Here is a 21,901-nt window from a genome sequence, read left to right as displayed (position 1 = left end):
ACGCCGGCAGACGTAGGGACACGTCACGCTGCCGGCGTCGTGGGGACCGGGATCGGCGGGGTCAGCCCGCCGCGGCGGAGACCTCGTCCTGCGGGACAACGCCGAACAGGGCCGTGGGCAGGTCGGGGTGGATCTCGAAGACGTCGGCCAGGCGGGCGGCGCGCAGGATCCGCAGGAAGCAGCCGTCGCCGGTGACCAGACGGAGCCTGCCCCGCTGGGCCAGCACGCGGTTGCGTGTCCGGCACAGCATCCGCAGCCCGCTGCAGTCGATGAAGATCACGGGACGAAGGTCCAGCACCACGTCGGGCCGGCTGCCCGCCGTCAGGCTGTCGAGGCGCGCCGAGAGCGGCTGCGCGGTGAAGACGTCGATCTCGCCGCGGACTTCCACGACGGTCGTGCCGCCCACGACGCGTTCCGTGTGAAACGGAGCGAGCCTGGCGTGGTTCGTGTCCATATGCAGAGCAAAGCCGCGAGACGGACGAGGCGGAAGGGCCGGTCGGCCCCAGTCGGAGATCACCGCGGGCCGACCTGCCCCCTGCGCGCCGCGCGCCCCGGCGCTCAGGGTCGCTCTCGGGCGGGGCAGGGACCGATGGCCCCGTTCCCCGGGCGGCCGCCCGCCGGACGCTGAGAGGTGGGCCCGTGCCGGGCCGCTCCGTGCGGATCGGCCGTACGGAGGCACAGGAGGGAATCCCGCCATGACATCCCCGCACGTGACCGTCGGAGTGGACGGCTCGCTGACCGCCGTCCGTGCCCTGGACTGGGCGGCGCAGGAGGCGCTGCACCGCGGCGCCGGCCTGCGCGTCGTGCACGCCGTCGCCGATGTGGACGAGGCCGGGCCGGTCCTGGCGTCGGCCGTCTCGCGGATCGAGACCCACCATCCCGGGCTGCCCGTGACGGCGGAGCCGGTGGTGGGCGGCGCGGTGGAGGTCCTGCTCCGGGAGAGCAAGGACGCGGTCCTCACCGTCGTGGGAAACCGCGGGCTGGGCGGGATCACCGGAGCGGTCTTCGGCTCGGTCGGCCAGCGCCTGACCGGGCGCACCTACGGACCCCTGCTGGTGGTGCGCGGTGACCACCGCTGCGACGGCGACCGCGAGGTGCTGCTGGGCCTGGGCGGCGACGCCGACACCGACGCGGCGGCCTACGCCTTCCAGGAGGCGGAGCGGCGCGGCGTCCGGCTTCGCGTCCTGCACTCCTGGTCCCACCGCCACGTAGGCCCCGAACTGCCGTCCGTGATCCCCGCGACGAGCCCCGGACAGCGCGCACTCGCCCGCCGTGACGCCGACGAGGAGGCCGTGCCGCGCTTCAGCATGGCCGAGCTGCGCGAGCGTCACCCGGGCGTCGGCGTCGAGTCGCACACGGTGCGCACGGCACCGGCGCACGCGCTGCTGGAGGCCACCCGGGAGGCCGGCGTCGTCGTCATCGGCGTGCACCCCCACGCCGAACGGCACCTCACGCGCCCGGGCTCGGTCGCCCACACCCTGCTGCACCGCTCGCACTGCCCCGTGGCCGTCGTGCCCGCCGCAACGGCCGCGTCCGGCTGAACAGACCCTCGCAGCAGGGTCGTTCGGCCCTGCACGGCGGGCCGCGTAGCCCCTCCGCGAGCGGTTGCGGAAGCGGGACATTGAAGGCGCAACGAGAGACGTCAACAACCCGCGCGTCACCCCTAGAGAGGGATGAGCACCATGGCAGTCCACGAAACCCCGCACCGGAACGTGCGGTTCCACCTCCCGTCCATGCGCCGGTCCGAGACGACTTCGCGTCCCGCCGGCGAGACGAACACCGTCGTCCTCTCGGCGACCGCCGCGCACGTCCTCGCCGGGCTCCGCGTGCTGACCGGGTTCGTCTTCCTGTGGGCCTTCCTGGACAAGACCTTCGGCTTCGGCTACGCCACCGCGTCCGGCAAGGGCTGGATCGACGGCGGCTCGCCCACCAAGGGCTTCCTCAGCTCGGTCGCCGCCGGCCCGATGGAGTCGACCTTCCACGACTGGGCCGGGGCCGGCTGGGCGGACTGGCTGTTCATGCTCGGCCTGCTGGGCATCGGCGTCGCCCTCATCGTGGGCGTCGGACTGCGGCTCGCGGCCGTCGCCGGCACCGCCATGATGGCGCTGATGTGGCTGGCCGAGTGGCCGCCCGCCAAGCACCTGTCCGACGGCTCGCTGAGCATGTCGACCAACCCCTTCGCCGACTACCACCTCGTCTACGCCGTCGTCCTGATCGCCCTCGCGGCCGCGGGCGCCGGCGCCACCTGGGGGCTCGGCAAGGTCTGGGCGCGACTGCCCTTCGTCAGCCGCAACCGCTGGCTGCTCTGACCTCGGCGGCCGGCGACCGGCCGACGAGTCCTGAGCGTCCCGCACCAGGGCACCGCCGTAGCGCTACGGCGGTGCCCTTTCGTGCGCCCGGTCCCGTCCAGCCGCGCGGGGAGGGACCGACCGGCCCAAGCGCGCACCACCCGAACCCGGACAAGCTGAAGGCACGGGGCGACCCCGGCACCGGGCGCGGGCCCGGTCGGACGAGAGGAAGTGACGGGCCATGGCGGAGCAGGCACCGTCCCGGGCGGTGGAAGACCGGGCGCTGGGCGATCTCGGCCGCCGTCTCGCGGCACGCCGCACGGAACTCGGACTGACCAGGGCGGAGACGGCCGCGAAGGCCCGGATGGCGCCCGGATACCTCCAGTACCTGGAGGAGTACCCCGGCGCCGCACCCGGCTCCGGCGTCCTGCTCAGGCTGGCCGAGGTCCTGGGGACCACCGTGCGCGAGCTCACCGGCGGCGACACCGACGTGCCGCAGGGGCTCGGGCGGCCCGCCCGCGGCGCCGAGCTGGTCGAACTGAGCGTTCCGGAGTGCCGCGCCCTGCTCGGCACCCACGGGGTGGGGCGGATCGCCGTGCCCACCGCCTCCGGGCCCGTCGTGGTGCCCGTCAACTACAGCCTCGTGGACGGCGGCATCGTGTTCCGGACCGAGCCCGGCAGCACGCCCGCCGAGGCGTCCGGCTGCCAGGTGGCCTTCGAGGTCGACCGCATCGACGACGCCTTCAGCAAGGGCTGGAGCGTGCTGGTGCGCGGCCACGCCCGCACCGTGACGGACCCCGACGAGACGCGCACGCTCGCCGAGCGGGCCCGCAGCGCGCCCTGGGCGGGCGGCCGGCGCGACACCTGGGTGCGCATCGACCCGACCGTGATCACGGGCCGCCGCATCACGGTGTGAAGCGGGACGTTTTCCGCCGGGTCCGGGGCCGATGGTCCCTCACCCCGGGCCCCGCTCCCGCGGACGATGGAGGCAACGCTCCATAGTCGAGCTCACCTGAGAGACGGACTGGCCCATGTATCCGAACGACGGTTTCCGCGAACTCGACCGGCAGGAGTGCCTGCGTCTTCTGGCGAAGGTCCCGGTCGGCCGTATCGTCCACACGCGTCAGGCGCTGCCGGCCGTCCTGCCCGTCAACTTCGGTCTCGACGACGACGGCGCGGTGGTCCTGCGCACCTCGGCGGCCTCGGAGCTGGCCCGTGCCGTCGACGGAGTGGTGGTCGCCTTCGAGGCCGACGAGGTCGACGCGGCCACCCAGTCCGGCTGGAGCGTCGTCGTCACCGGGGCGGCCGGCGTGGTGACCGACCCGGTCGAGCACGACCGCCTGCTGCGCACCGGACCGCGCTCCTGGGTGCCGTCGCCCCAGGAGGTCTTCGTCCGCATAGAACCCGAACTGGTCAGCGGCCGCGAACTGGCCCCCGGACGCAGCCTGTACGGCGTGCGGCTGCCGGTGTGAGGGCCGGGCGGGGGCTTCCGCACCGCGCGGGGCCGGGAAAGCGGGCGTGGCGCCGTCGTCGGCGTCCACGCCCGCATCGCTGCCCGGTGGCTGTGCCGGGCGGCTAGGTCGGCTGCCGCCGTGCCGCGGTGGCCTCGATGGTCAGGGTGTCGTGGGCGACGTCCGTGTGGTCGCGGACGGTCACGTGGACGATGAGCTGCTCGCCCGCGCGTGCGAGACGTCCGGTGACGGTCACCTTGTGGCCGTTCACCTCGACCCGTACGGGCGCACCGGCGGACGCGGACGCGCTGACGACGTGCCGCGGCCCGGCCGGCCACACGGTCACGCACGAGCGGAACGCCTCGCCGGCCGCGACCTCGATCCGCGCCGGGATGAGGATCATGAAGTCCTTGAGGTGCCTCGGGCCGTTGCTGCCCTGGGGAATCTGGTTGGTGGTCATGCTGTCAGCGTGCGCCGTCGTCACCGGTGTGAGGAGGTGACGGTCGGCCCGTGCGCGGGTCCGACCGCCGCGCGTCCGGGGCCACTTGGCCCCCTTGGCCGCCCTGCGCGGGACGAGCGGGATGGGCGGGGACGCTGCCGACGACCGACAGCTGCACACAGTCGCGCGTGCGGACCACGTGGCGGAGGACGAGGCCGACGACGCGCGGCATGTGCCGCGTTCCCCGCGCGACCGGGACCAGCTCGGGCCGGGCGAGCTCCAGTACTTCGTCGCCCAGTCGCATCCGGCACCCCTGGGCGGCCAGGATGTTCTTCAACCAGTCCGACTCACGCCCGAAGTTGACGCCGATCACCACCAGGTCGTCGCTGCGGTAGGCGCGTACGGGGGTGTGGTGTGTCCGGCCGGTCCGCCGGCCGACGTGCTCCAGGTCGGCGACGGCCGCCACACCGGCGAGGCGGAGCGCGACCTTGTTGATGACGCGGGTGTGCACCGGCGCCAAGCTTCGGGGGAACGGCATCCTTCACGACCTCCCGGGTCCGCTAGGGCCGGCCCGAACTCGCCCTGCGGGCCGGCAGAGGGGCCGGCACGGGGCGCCGGCGGTAGACCAGACAGGGCCGGAACAGATAGCCGACCGGGACGCTCCACACATGGACTAGCCGGGTGAAGGGCCAGGCGGCGAAGAGGAGGCACGCGGTCAGGGCGTGCAACTGGAACAGCAGCGGGGCGCCGCTGATGGCGTCGGGCTGCGGCTGGAGGGTGAACACGCTCTGGAACCACACGGAGACCGTCTCGCGGTAGTCGTAGCCCCCGCCGAAGACGTTGTGCGCGGCGGTCGCGGTGATGCCGAGCAGGACGGTGGCCGCCAGCAGCGGGAACAGCACCTTGTCGCTGCGGTCGGTGGTGAGCCTGATCCGGCGCGTCAGCAGCCGCCTGGCGCACAGCAGGCCGAGGCCGGTGACCATGGCGACGCCCGCCACCGAGCCCAGCCAGACGGCCACGGTGTGGTACGCGTGCTCGGAGACGCCGGCGGCCTCGGTCCAGGAAGCCGGTACGGCGAGACCGACCACGTGCCCGGCGATCACCGCGAACGCGCCGAGGTGGAACAACGGGCTGCCCCAGCGCAGCCAGCGGCGCTCCAGGAGCTGGCTGGTGTGGGTGGTCCAGCCGAACTGGTCGTGCCGGTAGCGCCAGACGTGGCCGACGGCGAACACGGCGAGGCAGACGTAGGGGAAGGCGACCCACAGCAGCAGATCGGCGGTCGAGACGGTCATCCGGCATCGTCCTGACGGGGCGGCGCGGCCTGCGTCGGCGCGGCCTGCGCGGGCGGGGTGAAGGTGCCCGGCGGGGCGAACTCGCCGTGGCCGTACGGGTCCAGGCCCACCTCCTCGGCAGGCGGCCCCTCGGCGGCGAGCCGTGCGACCGCGGCCAGGTCGGCCTCCGTGGGCGGCGGCAGCAGACCGCACAGGGCGGTCAGCAGATGCCGGTAGGGCGAGCCGGCGTCCGTCAGGGCGTGCTGGATCAGCTCCAGGCCGCGCCGGTGCCGGCGCAGCGGGGCCTCGCCCCGGCCGGGTCCGCCCAGCGCGGCGAACTCCAGTACCACCGGCAGGTGGTCGGGCAGTTCGCCGCCGTCGATCTCCCAGCCGGCCGCCCGGTAGCGCTGGGCCAGCGCGAGCAGCGCCATGCCCCGGCGGCGGGTGTCGCCGTGCAGGTAGTAGGTGAGGTAGAGGCTGCTCCTGCGGCGCAGGTCGAACATCTCGACGTAGTGCCGGGCCAGTGCGTCGGGGTCCTGGCCGCCGAACCAGTCGGTGAACGCGGTCAGTTCGGCGGCCGCCGGGGAGGGCGGCAACGCGGCCACGGCGGCCGCCAACGCGGGCCGTGCGCCGGTGAGTTCGGCGTCCGGATACTGCAGGAGCAGCGACAGCAGGCGCAGCAGCAGGGCCCGGTCGGCGGCCTCCGAGGCCGTCATCGACGAGCGGCGCCGGACGGCCGCGCGGACGCGGGCGCGGGCGATGGCCGGCAAGGTGGCGGGGAGCGGGCTCACGCGTGGCCTCCGGGGGTGTTGCGGCGCAGGGTGGGCAGGCCGAGCATGACCCGGCGGCCGGACGGCTCGTCGGAGGACTCCACCGGGCAGCGGTTCTCCATCGCGCTCAGCGCGGCGGCGTCCTCGTTGTGGGCGGCCGGGACGACATAGCGGTCGGCGTACTTGGCGACGGCGAGCAGCCGGTGCAGGTCCTCCGCCTCGCGCCCGGTCAGGCCGACGGCCTTCACAGCCGCCTCGTTCCCGTCCTCGCCGAGGGTGCGGGCGCGCATGTACGAGCGCAGCGCGGTGAGTTTCATCAGCACCCCCGCGACGACGTCCGTGTCGCCCGCCGTGAACAGGCTCGCCAGGTAGTCCAGCGGAATGCGCAGCCGGGTGACGGCGGCGAAGACGTGGTCGGGGTCGTCCTGATTGCCGCCCGCCTCGGTGACGGCGTCGAGGACGGGGGAGAGGGGCGGCACGTACCAGACCATCGGGAGCGTCCGGTACTCCGGGTGCAGCGGGAGGGCGACCTTGTACCGCATGACCAGGTCGTACACCGGGGAGCGGCCGGCCGCGGCCAGCCAGTCCTCGGGGATGCCCGACTCCCGTGCCGCCGCGATCACTTCGGGGTCGGCGGGGTCGAGGAAGACGGCGCGCTGGGCGTCCAGCAGGTCGTGCTCGTCCGGGGTCGACGCGGCCTCGCCGACGCGGTCGGCGTCGTACAGCAGCAGGCCGAGGTAGCGCAGCCGGCCCACGCAGGTCTCCGAGCAGACCGTGGGCTGGCCGGCCTCGATGCGCGGGAAGCAGAAGGTGCACTTCTCGGCCTTGCCGGTGGCGTGGTTGACGTACACCTTCTTGTACGGGCACGCCGTCACGCACATCCGCCAGCCGCGGCAGCGGTTCTGGTCGACCAGCACGATGCCGTCCTCGACACGCTTGTACAGCGCGCCCGACGGACAGGCCGACACACAGGCCGGGTTGAGGCAGTGCTCGCACAGGCGGGGCAGGTGGAAGAGGAAGGTCTGCTCGAACTCGAACCGGACCTTCTCCGCCCACTCCCCGGTGAGGTTGGGGTCGGCGCCGGCGTGCTCGGGCGCGCCGCCGAGGCCGTCCTCCCAGTTGGCGCCCCAGGTGATGGTGGTGGGTCTGCCGGTGAGGACGGAGCGCGGACGGGCGACCGGGATGTCCTGGCCGGCCGGGGCGCTGACGAGGTTGTCGTAGTCGTAGGTGATCGGCTCGTAGTAGTCCTCGATGGACGGCAGGTCCGGGTTGGAGAACAGCGAGAGCAGGCGCTTGACGCGGCCGCCCGACCGCAGGACCAGTCGGCCCCGCCCGTCGAGCATCCAGCCGCCCTTCCACTGCTCCTGGTCCTCGTAGCGGCGCGGATAGCCGACGCCGGGCTTGGTCTCGACGTTGTTGAACCAGGCGTACTCGACGCCGGTGCGGTTGGTCCACGTCTGCTTGCAGGTGACCGAGCAGGTGTGGCAGCCGATGCACTTGTCGAGGTTCATCACCATCGCCACCTGGGCCATGACGCGCATGTCAGTACTCCACGTCCTGTGAGCGACGGCGGATGACGGTGACCTCGTCGCGCTGGTTGCCGGTCGGGCCGTAGTAGTTGAAGGCGTACGTGAACTGCGCGTAGCCGCCCGCGAGATGGGTGGGCTTGAGCAGCAGCCGCGTGAGCGAGTTGTGGATACCGCCGCGCCGGCCGCTGACCTCGGTCTTCGGCACGTTCACCGTGCGGTCCTTGGCGTGGTACATGTACACCGTGCCCTCCGGCATCCGGTGGGTGACCACGGCCCGCGCGGCGACGACGCCGTTGCGGTTGTACGCCTCGATCCACTCGTTGTCCTTGACACCGATCCTCTCGGCGTCGGCGGTGGACATCCAGATCACCGGGCCGCCGCGGGACAGCGCCAGCATGAAGGCGTTGTCCTGGTACTCGGAGTGGATGGACCACTTGGAGTGGGGCGTGAGGTAACGGACCGTCACCTCTGCCCCGCCATCGTGCAGTTCCTCGTCGCCGTAGTGGCGGCGTGCGTCCAACGGTGGCCGGTAGACGGGCAGTTGCTCGCCCAGTTCGGCGATCCAGTCGTGGTCGACGAAGAAGTGCTGCCGGCCGGTGAGCGTGTGCCAGGGCTTCTTGTGCTCGGTGTTGATGACGAACGGCGAGTAGCGGCGCCCGCCGGTCTCGCTTCCCGACCACTCGTACGAGGTGATGACCGCGCGGGGCTGGGTGCGGGTGTCGGCGAAGGTGATCCGCTCGGCCTCGCGCTCGGCGGACAGCTCCACCAGCCCCTCGCTGCCCGTCTGCCGCTCCAGCGCGCGGAAGCCCTCGGTGGCCAGGCGGCCGTTGGTGGTGCCGGACAGGGCGAGGATCGCCTCGCACATGTCGGAGGCGGTGGCCAGCGACGGGCGGCCGGCGGCCACGCCCTCGCGGACGGTGCCGCATCGGCGGCGCAGTTCGGCCAGCTCCCGGTCCGGCTTGACGGTGACGCCCTTGGTCGTCGTACCCAGCTTGTCGAGCAGCGGGCCGATGGCGCGCATCTTCTCGGCGACGGCGGCGTAGTCGCGCTCGATCGTGGCCAGCTTGGGCATCGTGCGGCCGGGGACCGGCTCGCACTCGCCCGTCTTCCAGTCCCGAACCACCCCACCGGGCTGGGCGAGTTCGTCCGGGGTGTCGTGCTGGAGGGGCACCGCCAGGACGTCGGTGCGGGTGCCGAGGTGCTCCGCCGCCAGCTCGCTGAACCGGTCGGCGATCGTCAGGAACGCGTCGTAGTCCGTACGGGCCTGCCACGGCGGGGCGATGGCCGGGGTGAAGGCATGCACGAAGGGGTGCATGTCCGTGCTGGACAGGTCGTCCTTCTCGTACCAGGTCGCGGCCGGCAGGACCACGTCGGCGAGCAGGCCGGTCGAGGTCATCCGGAAGTCCATCGCGACCAGCAGGTCGAGCTTGCCCTCGGGGGCCTCGTCCTGCCAGACCACGTCCTTCGGGCGGGCCTCGGGCGGCGCCTCCTGGCTGCGCACCGCGCTGTCCGTGCCCAGCAGATGGCGCAGGAAGTACTCGTTGCCCTTGCCGGAGGAGCCGAGCAGGTTGGCCCGCCAGACGGTGAGCACGCGCGGGAAGTTGGCCGGGTCGTCGGGGTCCTCGGCGGCGAACCGCAGCCGACCCGAGGTGAGTTGATCGACGACGTGCTCCGCCACGGGCCGCCCGGCCGCCGCCGCCTCGTCGGCGAGGTCGAGCGGGTTGCGGTTGAAGCCGGGATGGCCGGGTGTCCAGCCGAGGCGGACGGCCTGGGCGAGACAGTCGGCGAACGCCTGCCCCTTGAAGCGGCCTTCGCCCAGAGGCGAGGACAACTCCTCCGGCCCGAACGCCTCGTAGCGCCACTGGTCGGTGTTGAGGTACCAGTACGAGGTGCCCGCCATGTGCCGGGTCGGGCGCTGCCAGTCGAAGGCGAAGGCCAGGTGCTGCAGGCCGGTGACGGGGCGGATCTTCTCCTGGCCGACGTAGTGGGCCCAGCCGCCGCCGTTGACGCCCTGGCAGCCGGTCATCGTGGTCAGCGCGAGGAAGGCGCGGTAGATGGTGTCGGAGTGGAACCAGTGGTTGGTGCCCGCTCCCATCGCGATCATCGAACGGCCGCGGGTGCGTTCGGCGTTGCGCGCGAACTCCCGGGCGATCCGGGCCGCCTGCTCGGCCGGCACGGAGGTGATCGTCTCCTGCCAGGCCGGGGTGCAGGGCTCTCCGGCGTCCTCGTACGACGCCGGCCAGCTGCCCGGCAGGCCGGGGCGCCCGACCCCGTACTGGGCGAGCATCAGATCGAAGACCGTGGTGACCAGCCGGCCGCCGATCCGCCGGACCGGCACCCCGCGCACCATGACCGAGCCGCCCTCGGTGGTGCCCTCGTCGAACCGGGGCAGGGCGATCTCGACCGTCTCCTCGGCCCGCTCCAGCAGGCTCAACTCCGGGACCACATCGCCCAGGTCGAGATTCCAGCGGCCCCGCTCGGCTTCCCCCCACCGGAAGCCGAGCGAGCCGCCCGGGACCACCGGCTCGCCGGTGGCCCGATCCAGGAGGACCGTCTTGAACTCGGCGTGCTCCTCGTCACGGCCGAGGTCCTCGGCGGTCAGGAACCCGTCCGGCACGAGACCCTTCTCGTGCTCGCGCAGCGCGACCAGGAACGGGGCGTCGGTGAAGGTCCTCAGGTACTCCTGGAAGTACGGCACTTCGCGGTCGACCAGGAACTCGCGAAGGATCACGTGGCCCATGGCCATCGCCAGCGCCCCGTCCGTACCGGGGTGCGGGGCCAGCCACTCGTCGGCGTGCTTGACGTTGTCCGCGTAGTCGGGGCTGACCGCGACGACCTTGGTGCCGTTGTAGCGGGTCTCGGTGAGGAAGTGCGCGTCGGGCGTGCGGGTGACGGGGATGTTGGAGCCCCACATCACCAGGTAGCCGGCGTTCCACCAGTCCGCCGCCTCCGGCACGTCCGTCTGGTCGCCGAAGACCTGCGGCGAGGCGATCGGCAGGTCGGCGTACCAGTCGTAGAAGGAGAGCAGGGTGCCGCCGATCAGCGACATGAAGCGAGCGCCGGCCGCGAAGGAGGCCATGGACATCGCCGGGATCGGCGAGAAGCCGGCGACGCGGTCGGGTCCGTACGCCTTGACGGTGTGGACGTGCGCGGCGGCGACGAGTTCGCTCACCTCGTCCCAGTCGGCGCGGACCAGTCCGCCCTTGCCGCGGGCGCGCTTGTAGGCGCGGGCCTTCGCCGGGTCGGAGGTGATCTCCGCCCAGGCCGCCACCGGATCGCCCAGGCGCCGGCGCGCCTCGCGCCACACCTTGAGCAACTCACCCCGCACATACGGGTAGCGGACCCGGCTGGGGGAGTAGGTGTACCAGGAGAACGACGCCCCGCGCGGGCAGCCGCGCGGCTCGTACTCGGGGCAGTCGGCGCCGATGGACGGGTAGTCCGTGGCCTGGTGCTCCCAGGTGATGATGCCGTCCTTGACGTACACCATCCAGGAGCAGGAACCGGTGCAGTTGACGCCGTGGGTGGAGCGCACCACCTTGTCGTGCGCCCAGCGCTCCCGGTAGAAGCCCTCCCACTCGCCGCCGGCCTCGCCGAACACGGCCCGGCCGTCGGCGGACACCTCGCGCCGGGTGAGCAGTCGCCGGGCCGACAGGGGCCAGCCCTCGTCGGCGCGCAGGCCGGAGCGCCGCGCCGTGTCTCCGTTCTCCATGGCTCGGACAGTAGGGGTCTGCCGGCGGCGGCACCCGAGGCCGGGTGACCTGCGAGCAGGGCCGTCCGGCCCGTTGCCCGGGACGCGAGAGGGAACCGATCGGCACGGCCTGGGGGCCGAACGGCCCTACCGGCGCCGGGCCGCGTGAGAAGACTCGGTCGCAGCAGCACCCGCGATGCGCGTGCCCAGGGGAGACGGCACCGGCCCGAGGCGAAAGGGGCGGACCTCTTACGGACGGCGCGCCCAGACGTACGGAGCGGACGATGGTGACACCGGCGCGTGCACCGATCGTGGTCGGCATCGATCCCGGCCCGTCCCACCGCCTCGTCCTCGCCTGGGGCGCCGACGAGGCGGACCGGCGCCGGGTACCGCTCCAACTGGTCCACGCCCAGGGAAGATCGCCCTACGGGGACGGCCCCGGGCATCGCTTCGGGGACGGACCGGCCCGTGACCGGCGCAGCCTCGCGGAGCACACCCTGCTCGACGCGGCCGCCTTCGTCGCCGACCGCCATCCCTGCCTGGAGGTCTCGACGCTGCTCGCCGCGGACGACCCCGTGCCGCTCCTGCGCAGGCACGCACGCACCGCCGGTGCCGTGGTGCTCGGCTCGCACCGGCTGCGCACCCGGGAGGGGCTGTTCACCTCGGCGTCCGTCGCGCTGCCGGTCATCGCGCACGCCGGGTGCCCCGTGGTGGTCGTACGGGACTGCGATCAAGTCGCCGGATCGTCGCCGTACTTCGTCGCCGGGGTGGACGTCGGGGCGGACGGCCGCCGCCACTCCGCGGCCGCCGTCGATCACGCCTTCGCGGAAGCGGCCCTGCACCGCGCAGTGCTGCGCGTGTTGTACGTGTGGCATCCGCCGCTGCTCGGCGTGCTGGACGAGCACGCCGCCCTGCGCGAGTGCCGCGACCTGCTGTCGGAGCTGGTGGAGAAGCGCCGGGCGGCCCACCCCGACGTGGAGGTGCACCACGAGGTGATCCGCGGCCGGCCGGCGCAGGTCCTGGCCCGGGAGTCCGCGCACGCGCTCGGGCTCGTCGTGGGCGTCCGCGGCGCCGGCCCCACCGGGGTGCTGCTCGGCTCGGTCGTGCAGGGTGTGCTCGACCGGGCCCGCTGTCCGGTCGTGGCGGTGCCGCGGGACGAGGGTCGCCGGTCCGCGCGCGGTGGTGGGCACGTCGGCCGCGCCGTGCGCCGCGCCCAGCGCGTGGCGATCCGCCGCATGCGCCGGCTCGCAGGCTTCGCGCGCTCCTGGCCGGGGCTGGCGCGCAGGGGCCGCCGGTCGTGGATCCGGCACGGCGGACAGGCACGACGGGGTCTGGGGATGCGGCGTTGGCGGCGGTGGGCGGGGTTGCGGTGGTGAGCGGGTCGCTGCCGTGGCGTATTGCGGGAGCCGAGCGGCGTCACTCGGCGGTGGTGACCGCGTCCGTCACTCGGCGGTGAGGACCGCGTCCGTCACTCGGCGGTGAGGACCGCGTCCGGCGGTCGTCTCGGGGTCGCGTGGCCGCGGGGGACGTGGCCGAGGCGCAGGATCATCTGGGGGAACTCGCCGCGCGCGAGCTTCGTACGCAACTGCTCGCGCAGCCAGGGGACTTCGAGCGGCTGTGTGTGGAAGGCCGCCACGGTCCAGCGGACGGTCGCGTGCAGCAGGACGCGTTGCAGGGCCTGTCCGGCACGCAGCCAGTCCTCGCGCGTGTCGTGCGGGGTGGTGAGGAGGACGACCAGCCCCGTGCCGGCGGGCCAGACCGGCGGCACGGCGGGCAGGGCGCCCGCGACGTGGCGGAAGTCCCGTCCGACGAGACCGGTGCGGTCGGCAGGTCCGTAGCACGAGGTGAGCGGAACACCGTCCGCGAAGCCGTCCCGGCCGGGGTGTGTCCAGTGAGCGAGCTCGGCGCGCTGGGCGGGATCGTCGCGCTGGACCGCTTCGGCGGTGCGGACCAGCTCCGCCAGGTGTCGCCGTGCGTGCGGGGCCTGCACCGTGTACAGCTCCGCGCCCTCCGCGCGTGCGTGCGCGCGGAGTTCCGCGATCAGCCGGCGCGGCAGCGGGGTGGGCCGGAACGGGCCGCGGTACGTGTGGCGCTGCCACAGGGCCCGGTACATCAGGTTCTCGCCGGCGCCGGGCGGGGCGTACGCGCCCCAGCCGGCCCGGGCGAGACGGGCCGGGTCCCGTGGATCGGGGAGCAGCCGGACGACCGGCCGGTGGCCCAGGTGCCGCATGGCCACACGGGCGTTGAACAGGGCCGCGCCGCAGCTGATCAACTGCTCGCGCCCGTCCGGGTCGCAGAGCGGCAGCCGGCGCCGGTCGTCGGCGTACAGGTCCAGCCCGTCGTCCCCGTGGGTGAACAGCCAGGGCTGGGTGTTGTGGACCGAGGGCGCGGCGACGGCCGCGCGCACCACGTGACGGGCCGCGTGGTCGACCTGCGGGTTCGCCGCCTCCATGACGGGCCGCCCTTCTTCGCCGCCCGGTTGGTCGCCCGGCTCGTCGTCCGGTCTCTCGCGGGCGTTCACGCGTGCGGTACGACGGCGACGGGGCAGCGCGCGTGGTGGATCACCGTGCGGGTGACCGGGCCGGTGTGCGGTCCGACGCGGCTCTCGTGGACACGCCGGCCGACGACGAGCAGTCCGGCGCTCGAGCCGGCGCGGACCAGATGGGTTCCGGCCGCGCCCTTGACGACCGTCTCGACGACGTCGACGTCCGGGTACTTGTCGCGCCAGTTCTGCAGCACCATGCCGAGGAACCCGCGCCAGTCCTCCTCGCGCTCCGGGCCCTCGCCGACGGCGGGTTCACCGGGGGCGAGCGCGACGCTGTCCGCGTCGCTCCACGCGTACAGGGCGTGCAGCCGCGCGCCACGGAGGCGGGCCGCCTCGAACGCGAAGTCGATGACCTCGTCGCAGGCCGTACGCACGTCGATGCCGACGACGACGTCGCGGTACTGCGTGCGGAGCGAGGGGGTGCCGTCCTCGTCCGGCAGATGCTCGTCCTCGGGCTGCTCGCCGGCCTCGATCAGGACGACCGGCCGGACCGTTCGCGCCGTGAGGGCCTGCGCCACGGACCCGACGAGGAATCCGGTGAAGCCGCTCAGCCCGCGCGAGCCCACGACCAGCAACTCGGCCCGGCGCGCCGCGTCGTTGAGGGCCGTAAGGGCCAGCGCCTCGACGTTTTCGAGGGTGACCCACATGTCCGGGCAGATCCGTGCGACGCGGTCCTCGGCCCGGTGCAGGATGCCCTGGCCCACATGGTCGCGCACCACGCTCGCCGCGTCGGAGGACTCCCGCTCCGGGGTCCACTCGGAGGCATGCACCAGATGCAGGGGGCGATCGCGGCGCAGCGCCTCCCGTGCCGCCCACTCGGCGGCGGCCAGGCTCTCGGGGGATCCGTCGACCCCGACGACGATCGGTCGTGACATGGCAGACACCTCCGCGGTCTCCTCCGCCCGGCAGTCCCGGTCCAGTTCCCATCGTGGTCCGGGAGTCCGGCCCGCCGGAGGGGCCGGCGGTCCCGGCCATGGGTCCTTATGGCCCCTGCGCGGAGACGTGTCTGTGTGCGGCGGAGGCCGGCGGTCCCGGCGGCGCCGGTCGCGTGTGCTGCGTCGCGGCGGCGGACGGCCACGTAAGCGACATCCCGACGGCGCAAGTCCTCGGGCCGGTCGTGACCCGGGCCACCGCGATCGCCGTGACGGCGGCGGGTCGCGGTGTTCCCGCGTGCGGCGGCCGTCGACCGTCCGGCGCCGGCCGCGTGTCCCGCGTCCCGTGGGCGGAAACCGTGACCCGACGTCCCGACGGCGGCCGTTGTCCGACGTCGCCCCTCGGTGGACCTGCCGTTGCTGCACCTCGCCCCGTCGGCGGACAGCCCTCACCCGACGTCCCGATGCCGCAAAGTCCCCAGGCCCGTAGCCACCAGGGCCACCGCGATCGCCGTGACGGCCGTGGGGGCGCCGGTCGTCCAGTTGCCGGCGGGGAGTTGGGGGAGGTGCTGGAACGGGGACAGGTCGAGCAGCCAGCCGGGGAGGCCGAGGACGTCGCCGAGCACGCCGGCGACCAGGCACAGGCCGAGGACGGCCCACGCGGCGCCCACGGCACGCGGCACCAGTCCGGTCAGGGCGGTCGCCACCCCCGCGAGGACCCAGAGGGCCGGCGCGTAGACGAGGGCGGCGCCGAGCAGGCGGAGGATCTGCCCGGCGTCGTGGCTGACGAGGGCGTAGGTGAGGCCGGTGCCCAGGCCCGCCGCGCCGAGGACCACCACACTGCCCACGACGGCGACGGCGAGATGGCTGCCGGCCCAGCGCAGCCGGGAGACGGGCGTGGCCAGCACCGGGTCGGCGCGCAGCGCGGTCTCCTCGCCGCGCGGGCGCAGGGCGGACTGGACGGCGAAGCCCGCGCCCACCAGGGCGACGGTGAGCAGCGAGCGCGTGAGGTAGGCGTCGGTGATGCTCGTTCCGCCGAAACTGGCGATCACCTTGCGCATGGTGTCGTTGTCGCCGACGAGGTCCTGGACGTCGTCCGCGACCCAGCCGTAGGCGATTCCGGCCAGGAACACGGCGGAGCTCCAGCCGATGAGGCTGCCGCGCTGCAGGCGCAGGGCGAGTCCGAGCGGCCGGCCGAGGCGCGGCGTGGCGCGCGAGGGCCCCGGGCGCGGCGGCACGAGCCCGGCGCCGAGGTCGCGGCGGGTCGCGAGGGCCGACGCGAGCGCGAGTGCGGCGGCCGCGCCACCGGCCGCCAGGACCAGCGGCCACCAGCGCTCGCCGGCGAAGGGCCGGGTCTTCTGCACCCAGCCGATGGGGGAGAACCAGGACGCGGCGCCGTCGCCGATGTCCCCGACGGCGCGCAGCACGAAGGCGAGACCCAGCACCGCGCCGGTGCAGCCGTGCACCACCCGCGTGTTCTCGCTGACTTGGGCGGCCACGGTGGTGAACGCGGCGAAGACCAGTCCGAGGGCGAGGAAGGACACGCCGAAGAAGAGCGAGCCCGTCGCCGGCAGGCCGAGCGCGAGCAGACCGAGTGTCACCGCGGCGGCGACGGCCGTGTTCATGCCGGCGACCACGATGAGCGCGGCGGCGACGCCCGCGTGCCGCCCGGTCGGCAGGGCGCGCACCAGCTCGGCGCGCCCGGCCTCCTCCTCGCCGCGGGTCTGCCGCCCCACCATGAAGATGCTCATCAGGGCGACCACGACGAGCCCGATCGTGCCCGTCTGGAAGGCCACCTCACCGCCCATCGTGTCGAGGGCGAGGGCCGGCCCGTTGAAGGCGATGGCCGCGGCGTTGCCCTCGCTGCCGCGGGCCGCCACGTCGAGATCGTGCTGGGTGGGGTAGAGCCCTTTGACGCTCGCCGCGGTGAGCAGCACCAGCAGCGGGACCGCCACGACCCACAGGGCGATACGGACCCGCTCGCGGCGCAGCAGGAAACGGGTGAGCGTGCCGGTGCCCGTCAGCTCCACCGCCCTGGCGTTCACGGCCGGCCGCCGTTGCGCCCGGCCTCGCCCAGGCGGCCGTCCGACATCCGGCGTTCCCCGGCCAGTTCGTCGCCGTAGTGGCGCAGGAACAGCTCCTCCAGGGTGGGCGGTTGGCTGGTGAGCGTCCGGATGCCGAAGCCGCTGAGCCGGCGTACGGCCTCGTCGAGGTGGTCGGTGTCGACGTCGAAGCGGGCGCGGCGCCCGTCGGTGCGCAGGTCGTGCACGCCGGGCAGGGCGTCGAGACCGGTCGCCGGGCGGGCGGTGTGGACGTCGACGGACGTGCGGGTCAGATGGCGCAGTTCGGTCAGCGTGCCGCTCTCCACGGTCCGCCCGGCCCGGATGATGTCGACCCGGTCGCACAGGGCCTCCACCTCGGCCAGGATGTGGCTGGAGAGCAGCACGGTGCGGCCCTCGGCCTTGACCTCGCGGATGCAGTCCTGGAAGACGGTCTCCATCAGCGGGTCGAGTCCGGACGTCGGCTCGTCGAGGATCAGCAGCTCCGCGCGGGAGGCAAGGGCGGCGACCAGGCCGACCTTCTGCCGGTTGCCCTTGGAGTAGGTGCGGGCCTTCTTGGTCGGATCCAGTTCGAACCGCTCCAGCAGCTCGTCCCGCCGGGCCGCGTCCAGGTCACCGCGCAGCCGCCCGAAGACGTCGATGATCTCTCCGCCGCTCAGCTTCGGCCACAGGGAGACGTCGCCGGGTACGTACGCCAGCCGCCGGTGCAGGGCGACCGCGCTCCGCCATGGATCACCGCCGAGCACAACGGCCGTCCCGGCGTCCGGGCGCAGCAGGCCGAGCAGCGCCCGGATCGTGGTGGTCTTCCCCGCGCCGTTGGGCCCGAGGAAGCCGTGCACCTCACCGGTGGTCACGGTCAAGTCCAGCCCGTCCAGCGCCCTGGTGGCGCCGAACGTCTTCACCAGGCCCGCGACCGAGATCGCGACGTCGGGCCCGCCGGCGGCGGGGGTCTCGGCGGCGGTGGACGGAGCGGTCACGGCGCGCTCCCCTCCCGCGGTTCGGGCCGGTCGGGCCGGATGCGGAAGACGGGGACCTGCCCGGCGATCCGCTCGAACTCCTCCAGGGGAGCGTGCGGGTCCACGGGCAGATGCGGCCGCGCCCCAGGAGCCAGCGCGAGATAGCGGCGCAGGACCGGCGCGCGGTCGGCGGCGTCGACCTCCTCCAGTCGTACGGCGGTACGGCGGCCGTGCCGCAGCACCGCCCGCCCGCCGGCCGCGCGGACGTTGCGCACCCAGTTCGTGTCCCGGCCGAGCATCGCCACCAGGTAGCGCTCGCCCTCCAGGTCCGCGACCACCAGCGGCAGCGAACGGCGGCGTCCCGTCCGGCGCCCGGTCACCTCCAGGGTGACCAGACGCCTCGGTCCCAGCCCGGCCGAAGCCGTGAGCACCGTCTGCCGGTTCATCACCCGGGCCAGCCGGTTGGGGCGGCCCCGGCGGTACATCCACCGGTCGAACCGGTGCAGCAGCCGTGCCGAATCGTCATGTCCCATGCCTTCACACCCGCCTCGGCCTGCGATCGGGCCCCGGGGGGGCGCTGTCGCCGCCCACCCGTGGCAACGTTCCGAGCCGCGCCTGCCCGGCGTCGGCGAACCCCTCGCGGCGGCAGGGCAGTTCGCACCCGCCGCGCGCCGGGCTCACCATCCAGCATCGACGCACGCGTCCTCGCCCCGCAGAGGCCGAACGGCTCTGTCCCGGTGCCATGAGGCCGTGGAGCGGGGACTGCCGGACCCCCTGGGGAGGACGGTCGGCCCAGCGAGGCGGCGGGTGCCTTGCGCCGACAGTGATGGTGGACCACCGGGGCGCGGCGCGCGCACCCGGAGCCTGTGACCCCGTGCCCACGTCGGGGGCGCACCACCGCGAGCGGAAGGAAGGCGGCATGTTCGAGCCGTCGACGAGGAGAAGCGGCACCGGGGCCGAGCAGGCCGCCGTGCCCGGCAGGGCCTGGCTGATGCTGGCTCTCGCCACCATCGGATTCGCCGTCAACTTCTGGGCGTGGGCGCTGCTCAGCCCGCTGGGCCCCCGCTTCAAGGACACCCTGGAGCTCAGCTCCTTCCAGCAGTCGCTGCTGGTGGCCGTACCGGTCGTGGTCGGCTCCCTGGGCCGCATCCCGGTCGGCGCGCTGACCGACCGCTACGGCGGGCGCACGATGTTCCCGCTGGTCTCCGTCGCGACCGTGGTTCCGGTGCTCTACCTGGGACTCGCCGGGCACTCCTCGCTCGGCGCGCTGCTGGCCGGCGGGTTCTTCCTCGGCATCGGCGGCACCGCCTTCGCCGTGGGCGTGCCCTTCGTCAACGCCTGGTTCCCGCCCGAGCGGCGCGGGCTGGCCATCGGCATCTTCGGGATGGGCATGGGCGGCACCGCGATCAGCGCGCTGACCACCGTGCGGCTGGTGAAGGCCCACGGCATGGCCGACCCCTTCCTGATCACCGCCGCCGTGCTCGCCGCGTACGCGCTCGTCGCGGCCCTCTTCCTGCGCGACGCCCCGGGCCGCACGGTGCCCGATGGGCCGCTGTCGCGCCGGCTGGCGGACACGCTGCGCCTCGGCATCACCTGGCAGGCGTCCGCCCTGTACGCGGTGGCCTTCGGCGGTTACGTCGCCTTCTCGGTCTACCTGCCGACCTATCTCAAGACCGGCTACGGCCTCACACAGGCCGACGCCGCGAACCGGATGGCCGGGTTCGTGCTGCTCGCGGTGGCGATGCGCCCGGTGGGCGGCTGGCTGGCGGACCGGATCGGTCCCGTACGGGTGCTGAGCGTCGCCCTGTCGACCGTCGTCGCCGGTGCGGTGCTGCAGTCCTTCACCCCGCAGCTCGCACCCCTGGGCACCGTCGCCTGCCTGCTCATGGCCGCCGCGCTCGGCGCGGCCAGCGGAGCGGTGTTCGCGCTCGTCGCGCTCCTCGCTCCCGAGGGCAAGGTCGGCTCCGTCACCGGCGTCGTCGGCGCCGCGGGCGGCCTGGGCGGCTTCGTGCCGCCACTGGTGATGGGTTCGGTCTACGGCGCCCTGGGCTCGTACGGACTGGGCCTGGTCCTTCTCGCGATCGTGGCAGCGGCGGCGCTGGCCTTCACCGGCACCGGCGTCCGCAGGACGGTCGCGCGGCGCAGCCCGGCGGCGCAGGCCGGCTGAACCGCGGGACGCACGCCGGCCCGGGACCTTCTCCTCCGGTTCCGGGGCCGGACTTCTGCGACCGCGTGCCGCCGTTGGCTTTTTCACCGGTACCGGTTGTCCGTAAGACGGTCGCGCGTCGCAGCCCGGCTGAACACCCGGACGCACGACGGCCCGGGACCTTCTCCTCGGTCCCGGGCCGTCGTGCGTGTCAGCGACGGTGCATGGTTTCCAGCGCCGCCGCCAGCACGTGCGGGTCGTGGTGGCCCTTGTGGACGGTGGGCGGCTGCTTCTCCAGGCGCAGGAGCCGGGCCACCGCCGTCCAGGCGGTGCGCACCGAGTACTCGACGGTGAAGACGACGTCGTCGGGCACCTCGGCGAACTGCCCGATGAAGGCGAGGTTCCTCGAGCCGGCGGGCACCACGGCGGGACGGTCCTCGCGCCGGCGGACCAGGAACTGGCTGGTGATGTACGGCATCACGCACGGCACGACGGTGGAGGTCTCCAGGACACGGGCGGTGAGCGCCTCGTCGAGGCGCAGGTGGTGCAGGACCTCTTCGAGGATCTCGCGGCCCGAGCACATCGTCATCGGCTTGCCCGTGCGGTTGCCCGGGCGGCCGGGGTGGAGGCCGTAGCCCCACCACACCGAGACGCCCTCGGGCTGATCGCGGTAGACCGGCTGGCGGTTGGCGACGATGGTGAGCAGCCAGTTGGAGGCGGTGAAGGTCATCAGCCCGCCCCGGCCCGTCTCGCGACCGCCGAACTCGGCCAGCGCGTCCAGGAAGGCGGGATCCTTGGCGGTGACCGTGAACGACTCCCAGCGGGACTCCTTGACGTGCTTGTCGAAGGCGGCCGGGTTGCCGAACTCCTCGCGCCCGCGGGCGATGCGGTGCCACAGCAGCCAGGCATCCGAGCGGGAGCCGGCCGGGGGCGGCGCCGAGGTGTGCGTGCCGAGGCTGGAGGCGTCGGTCATGGAGCCGTTGGTGACCAGGACCAGGTCCTCGGGAGCGACGGCGATCTTCTCGCCCCGGCCGCCCCGGTAGAGGTGCAGCGTCTCGACCGTGCCGCTGTGCTGCCCCGGCGCGAACCCGAGGTCGGTGACACGGGTGCCGGTGTGCACGGTGACGCCGCGCTCGCGCAGCCAGGCCGTCAGGGGCCGCACGATCGAGTCGTACTGGTTGTAGCGCGTGCGGTGGATGCCCGACATCGACGCGAACTCGGGGAAGAGATGGATGAACCTGCGCAGATAGCGGCGGAACTCGATCGCGCTGTGCCAGGGCTGGAAGGCGAACGTGGTGCACCACATGAACCAGAAGTTCGTGGTGAAGAAGTGCTCGCCGAAGCAGTCCGTGATGCGCATCCCGTCCAGGTGCCCCTCGGGGGTCAGCAGACGGCGCACCAGGTCCAGGCGGTCGCGCTCGGAGAACCCCATCGAGGCGGTGTCGACGATCTTCCCGTCGCCGTCCACCAGCCGCGCGATGTCGTCCCAGGCGAACTCCTCGTGCCCGGCGAGGATCTCCTCGGTCACGGACACCGAGGGGTCGTCGAGCGTGGGGATGCCGGAGAGCAGGTCGTAGGTGCAGCGGAACTCGGCCTCGAACATCCGCCCGCCGCGCATGGTGTACCCGGCGTCCGGGGTGCCGCCCGCGTCCAGGCTGCCTCCGACGGTGCGCTGTTCCTCGAAGAGATGGATGTCGGCTCCCTCGAACCCGCCGTCGCGGATCAGGAAGGTGGCCGCGGCGAGCGCCGCGATGCCACTGCCCACCAGATATGCCTTCGCCATCGCACAACTCCTCGTGCGTCCGCCGCCCGGGCACCACCCCTTCACGGTGGTGTACGCGAACGGGACCGGTCAGTGGGTCGTCGGCCGTCCGCGGGGCCCGGCC

At 73.7% G+C, this 21,901-nt stretch carries 19 protein-coding genes; 6 read left to right on the top strand and 13 right to left on the bottom strand.

All coding sequences use genetic code 11. From position 1 onward, the window contains the following. Window positions 1-61: 61 nt before the first annotated feature. Complete coding sequence (locus tag ACFU97_RS10285) at window positions 62-454, bottom strand: STAS domain-containing protein (RefSeq protein ID WP_384253535.1); 393 nt, start codon at window positions 452-454, stop codon at window positions 62-64. Between the two features lie 241 nt (window positions 455-695). Here ACFU97_RS10285 and ACFU97_RS10280 point away from each other — a divergent pair, with 241 nt between their 5' ends. From ACFU97_RS10280 to ACFU97_RS10265, 4 genes are all read left to right on the top strand, one after another. Further along, complete coding sequence (locus ACFU97_RS10280; RefSeq protein WP_384253533.1) at window positions 696-1,541, top strand: universal stress protein; 846 nt, start codon at window positions 696-698, stop codon at window positions 1,539-1,541. Window positions 1,542-1,682: 141 nt separating this feature from the next. After that, complete coding sequence (locus ACFU97_RS10275) at window positions 1,683-2,309, top strand: hypothetical protein (RefSeq protein ID WP_384253530.1); 627 nt, start codon at window positions 1,683-1,685, stop codon at window positions 2,307-2,309. Window positions 2,310-2,529: 220 nt separating this feature from the next. After that, entirely contained in the window at window positions 2,530-3,204 is a 675-nt protein-coding gene (locus ACFU97_RS10270; RefSeq protein ID WP_384253527.1) for a helix-turn-helix domain-containing protein, read from the top strand. A 115-nt stretch (window positions 3,205-3,319) separates the two neighbouring features. Beyond that, a complete protein-coding gene (locus ACFU97_RS10265) occupies window positions 3,320-3,760 on the top strand; it encodes a pyridoxamine 5'-phosphate oxidase family protein (RefSeq protein WP_384253525.1) in 441 nt (146 codons plus the stop codon). 103 nt (window positions 3,761-3,863) lie between these two features. Here the strand turns inward: ACFU97_RS10265 and ACFU97_RS10260 are convergent, their stop codons facing one another. The 6 genes from ACFU97_RS10260 to ACFU97_RS10235 are packed head-to-tail and all read right to left on the bottom strand — an operon-like array spanning window position 3,864 to window position 11,457. Next, window positions 3,864-4,199 carry a hypothetical protein gene (locus ACFU97_RS10260; RefSeq protein ID WP_384253522.1) on the bottom strand — a complete coding sequence of 112 codons (336 nt, stop codon included), beginning with the start codon at window positions 4,197-4,199 and terminating at the stop codon, window positions 3,864-3,866. Window positions 4,200-4,203: 4 nt separating this feature from the next. Further along, entirely contained in the window at window positions 4,204-4,689 is a 486-nt protein-coding gene (locus ACFU97_RS10255; protein ID WP_384253520.1) for a nitroreductase family deazaflavin-dependent oxidoreductase, read from the bottom strand. Between the two features lie 49 nt (window positions 4,690-4,738). Further along, on the bottom strand, window positions 4,739-5,470 hold the full coding sequence (gene narI, locus ACFU97_RS10250) for a respiratory nitrate reductase subunit gamma (RefSeq protein ID WP_384253518.1): 732 nt from the start codon (window positions 5,468-5,470) through the stop codon (window positions 4,739-4,741). Beyond that, a complete protein-coding gene (gene narJ / locus ACFU97_RS10245) occupies window positions 5,467-6,240 on the bottom strand; it encodes a nitrate reductase molybdenum cofactor assembly chaperone (RefSeq protein ID WP_384253516.1) in 774 nt (257 codons plus the stop codon). The genes narI and narJ overlap by 4 nt, the downstream gene beginning before the upstream one ends. Next, window positions 6,237-7,760, bottom strand: a complete 1,524-nt coding sequence (gene narH / locus ACFU97_RS10240; protein ID WP_384253514.1) for a nitrate reductase subunit beta — start codon at window positions 7,758-7,760, stop codon at window positions 6,237-6,239. The genes narJ and narH overlap by 4 nt, the downstream gene beginning before the upstream one ends. Before the next feature lies 1 nt (window position 7,761). Continuing rightward, on the bottom strand, window positions 7,762-11,457 hold the full coding sequence (locus tag ACFU97_RS10235; protein ID WP_384253511.1) for a nitrate reductase subunit alpha: 3,696 nt from the start codon (window positions 11,455-11,457) through the stop codon (window positions 7,762-7,764). A 263-nt stretch (window positions 11,458-11,720) separates the two neighbouring features. Here ACFU97_RS10235 and ACFU97_RS10230 point away from each other — a divergent pair, with 263 nt between their 5' ends. After that, complete coding sequence (locus tag ACFU97_RS10230; protein WP_384253509.1) at window positions 11,721-12,812, top strand: universal stress protein; 1,092 nt, start codon at window positions 11,721-11,723, stop codon at window positions 12,810-12,812. A 92-nt stretch (window positions 12,813-12,904) separates the two neighbouring features. Here the strand turns inward: ACFU97_RS10230 and ACFU97_RS10225 are convergent, their stop codons facing one another. From ACFU97_RS10225 to ACFU97_RS10205, 5 genes are all read right to left on the bottom strand, one after another. Next, on the bottom strand, window positions 12,905-13,888 hold the full coding sequence (locus ACFU97_RS10225) for an Acg family FMN-binding oxidoreductase (protein ID WP_384253507.1): 984 nt from the start codon (window positions 13,886-13,888) through the stop codon (window positions 12,905-12,907). A gap of 65 nt (window positions 13,889-13,953) precedes the next feature. After that, window positions 13,954-14,856 carry a universal stress protein gene (locus ACFU97_RS10220; protein ID WP_384253505.1) on the bottom strand — a complete coding sequence of 301 codons (903 nt, stop codon included), beginning with the start codon at window positions 14,854-14,856 and terminating at the stop codon, window positions 13,954-13,956. A 446-nt stretch (window positions 14,857-15,302) separates the two neighbouring features. Next, the gene (locus ACFU97_RS10215; protein WP_384253502.1) at window positions 15,303-16,898 is read right to left on the bottom strand and encodes an ABC transporter permease; all 1,596 of its coding nucleotides are present in this window, start codon (window positions 16,896-16,898) and stop codon (window positions 15,303-15,305) included. Next, the gene (locus tag ACFU97_RS10210) at window positions 16,895-17,890 is read right to left on the bottom strand and encodes an ATP-binding cassette domain-containing protein (protein WP_384253500.1); all 996 of its coding nucleotides are present in this window, start codon (window positions 17,888-17,890) and stop codon (window positions 16,895-16,897) included. Before ACFU97_RS10210 ends, ACFU97_RS10215 begins: the two co-directional genes overlap by 4 nt. Beyond that, entirely contained in the window at window positions 17,887-18,402 is a 516-nt protein-coding gene (locus ACFU97_RS10205; RefSeq protein ID WP_384253498.1) for a nitroreductase family deazaflavin-dependent oxidoreductase, read from the bottom strand. Before ACFU97_RS10205 ends, ACFU97_RS10210 begins: the two co-directional genes overlap by 4 nt. A 386-nt stretch (window positions 18,403-18,788) precedes the next feature. Here ACFU97_RS10205 and ACFU97_RS10200 point away from each other — a divergent pair, with 386 nt between their 5' ends. Next, a complete protein-coding gene (locus ACFU97_RS10200; RefSeq protein ID WP_384253496.1) occupies window positions 18,789-20,036 on the top strand; it encodes an MFS transporter in 1,248 nt (415 codons plus the stop codon). A gap of 190 nt (window positions 20,037-20,226) precedes the next feature. Here ACFU97_RS10200 and ACFU97_RS10195 read toward each other — a convergent pair whose 3' ends face one another. Next, a complete protein-coding gene (locus ACFU97_RS10195; RefSeq protein WP_384253493.1) occupies window positions 20,227-21,798 on the bottom strand; it encodes an oleate hydratase in 1,572 nt (523 codons plus the stop codon). Window positions 21,799-21,901: the final 103 nt, after the last annotated feature.

It is taken from the genome of Streptomyces sp. NPDC057616 (genome assembly GCF_042800575.1).
GTDB lineage: Bacteria > Actinomycetota > Actinomycetes > Streptomycetales > Streptomycetaceae > Streptomyces.
Note: the sequence above shows the minus strand (reverse complement) of the source record. Positions and strands in the feature narration are given on the sequence as shown.

What these genes read in the sequence shown, in the direction of transcription:
- ACFU97_RS10285 (WP_384253535.1), bottom strand. Translation starts at nt 454, where the DNA reads ATGGACACGAACCACGCCAGGCTCGCTCCGTTTCACACGGAACGCGTC.
- ACFU97_RS10280 (WP_384253533.1), top strand. Translation starts at nt 696, where the DNA reads ATGACATCCCCGCACGTGACCGTCGGAGTGGACGGCTCGCTGACCGCC.
- ACFU97_RS10275 (WP_384253530.1), top strand. Translation starts at nt 1,683, where the DNA reads ATGGCAGTCCACGAAACCCCGCACCGGAACGTGCGGTTCCACCTCCCG.
- ACFU97_RS10270 (WP_384253527.1), top strand. Translation starts at nt 2,530, where the DNA reads ATGGCGGAGCAGGCACCGTCCCGGGCGGTGGAAGACCGGGCGCTGGGC.
- ACFU97_RS10265 (WP_384253525.1), top strand. Translation starts at nt 3,320, where the DNA reads ATGTATCCGAACGACGGTTTCCGCGAACTCGACCGGCAGGAGTGCCTG.
- ACFU97_RS10260 (WP_384253522.1), bottom strand. Translation starts at nt 4,199, where the DNA reads ATGACCACCAACCAGATTCCCCAGGGCAGCAACGGCCCGAGGCACCTC.
- narI (WP_384253518.1), bottom strand. Translation starts at nt 5,470, where the DNA reads ATGACCGTCTCGACCGCCGATCTGCTGCTGTGGGTCGCCTTCCCCTAC.
- narH (WP_384253514.1), bottom strand. Translation starts at nt 7,760, where the DNA reads ATGCGCGTCATGGCCCAGGTGGCGATGGTGATGAACCTCGACAAGTGC.
- ACFU97_RS10235 (WP_384253511.1), bottom strand. Translation starts at nt 11,457, where the DNA reads ATGGAGAACGGAGACACGGCGCGGCGCTCCGGCCTGCGCGCCGACGAG.
- ACFU97_RS10230 (WP_384253509.1), top strand. Translation starts at nt 11,721, where the DNA reads ATGGTGACACCGGCGCGTGCACCGATCGTGGTCGGCATCGATCCCGGC.
- ACFU97_RS10225 (WP_384253507.1), bottom strand. Translation starts at nt 13,888, where the DNA reads ATGGAGGCGGCGAACCCGCAGGTCGACCACGCGGCCCGTCACGTGGTG.
- ACFU97_RS10220 (WP_384253505.1), bottom strand. Translation starts at nt 14,856, where the DNA reads ATGTCACGACCGATCGTCGTCGGGGTCGACGGATCCCCCGAGAGCCTG.
- ACFU97_RS10205 (WP_384253498.1), bottom strand. Translation starts at nt 18,402, where the DNA reads ATGGGACATGACGATTCGGCACGGCTGCTGCACCGGTTCGACCGGTGG.
- ACFU97_RS10200 (WP_384253496.1), top strand. Translation starts at nt 18,789, where the DNA reads ATGTTCGAGCCGTCGACGAGGAGAAGCGGCACCGGGGCCGAGCAGGCC.
- ACFU97_RS10195 (WP_384253493.1), bottom strand. Translation starts at nt 21,798, where the DNA reads ATGGCGAAGGCATATCTGGTGGGCAGTGGCATCGCGGCGCTCGCCGCG.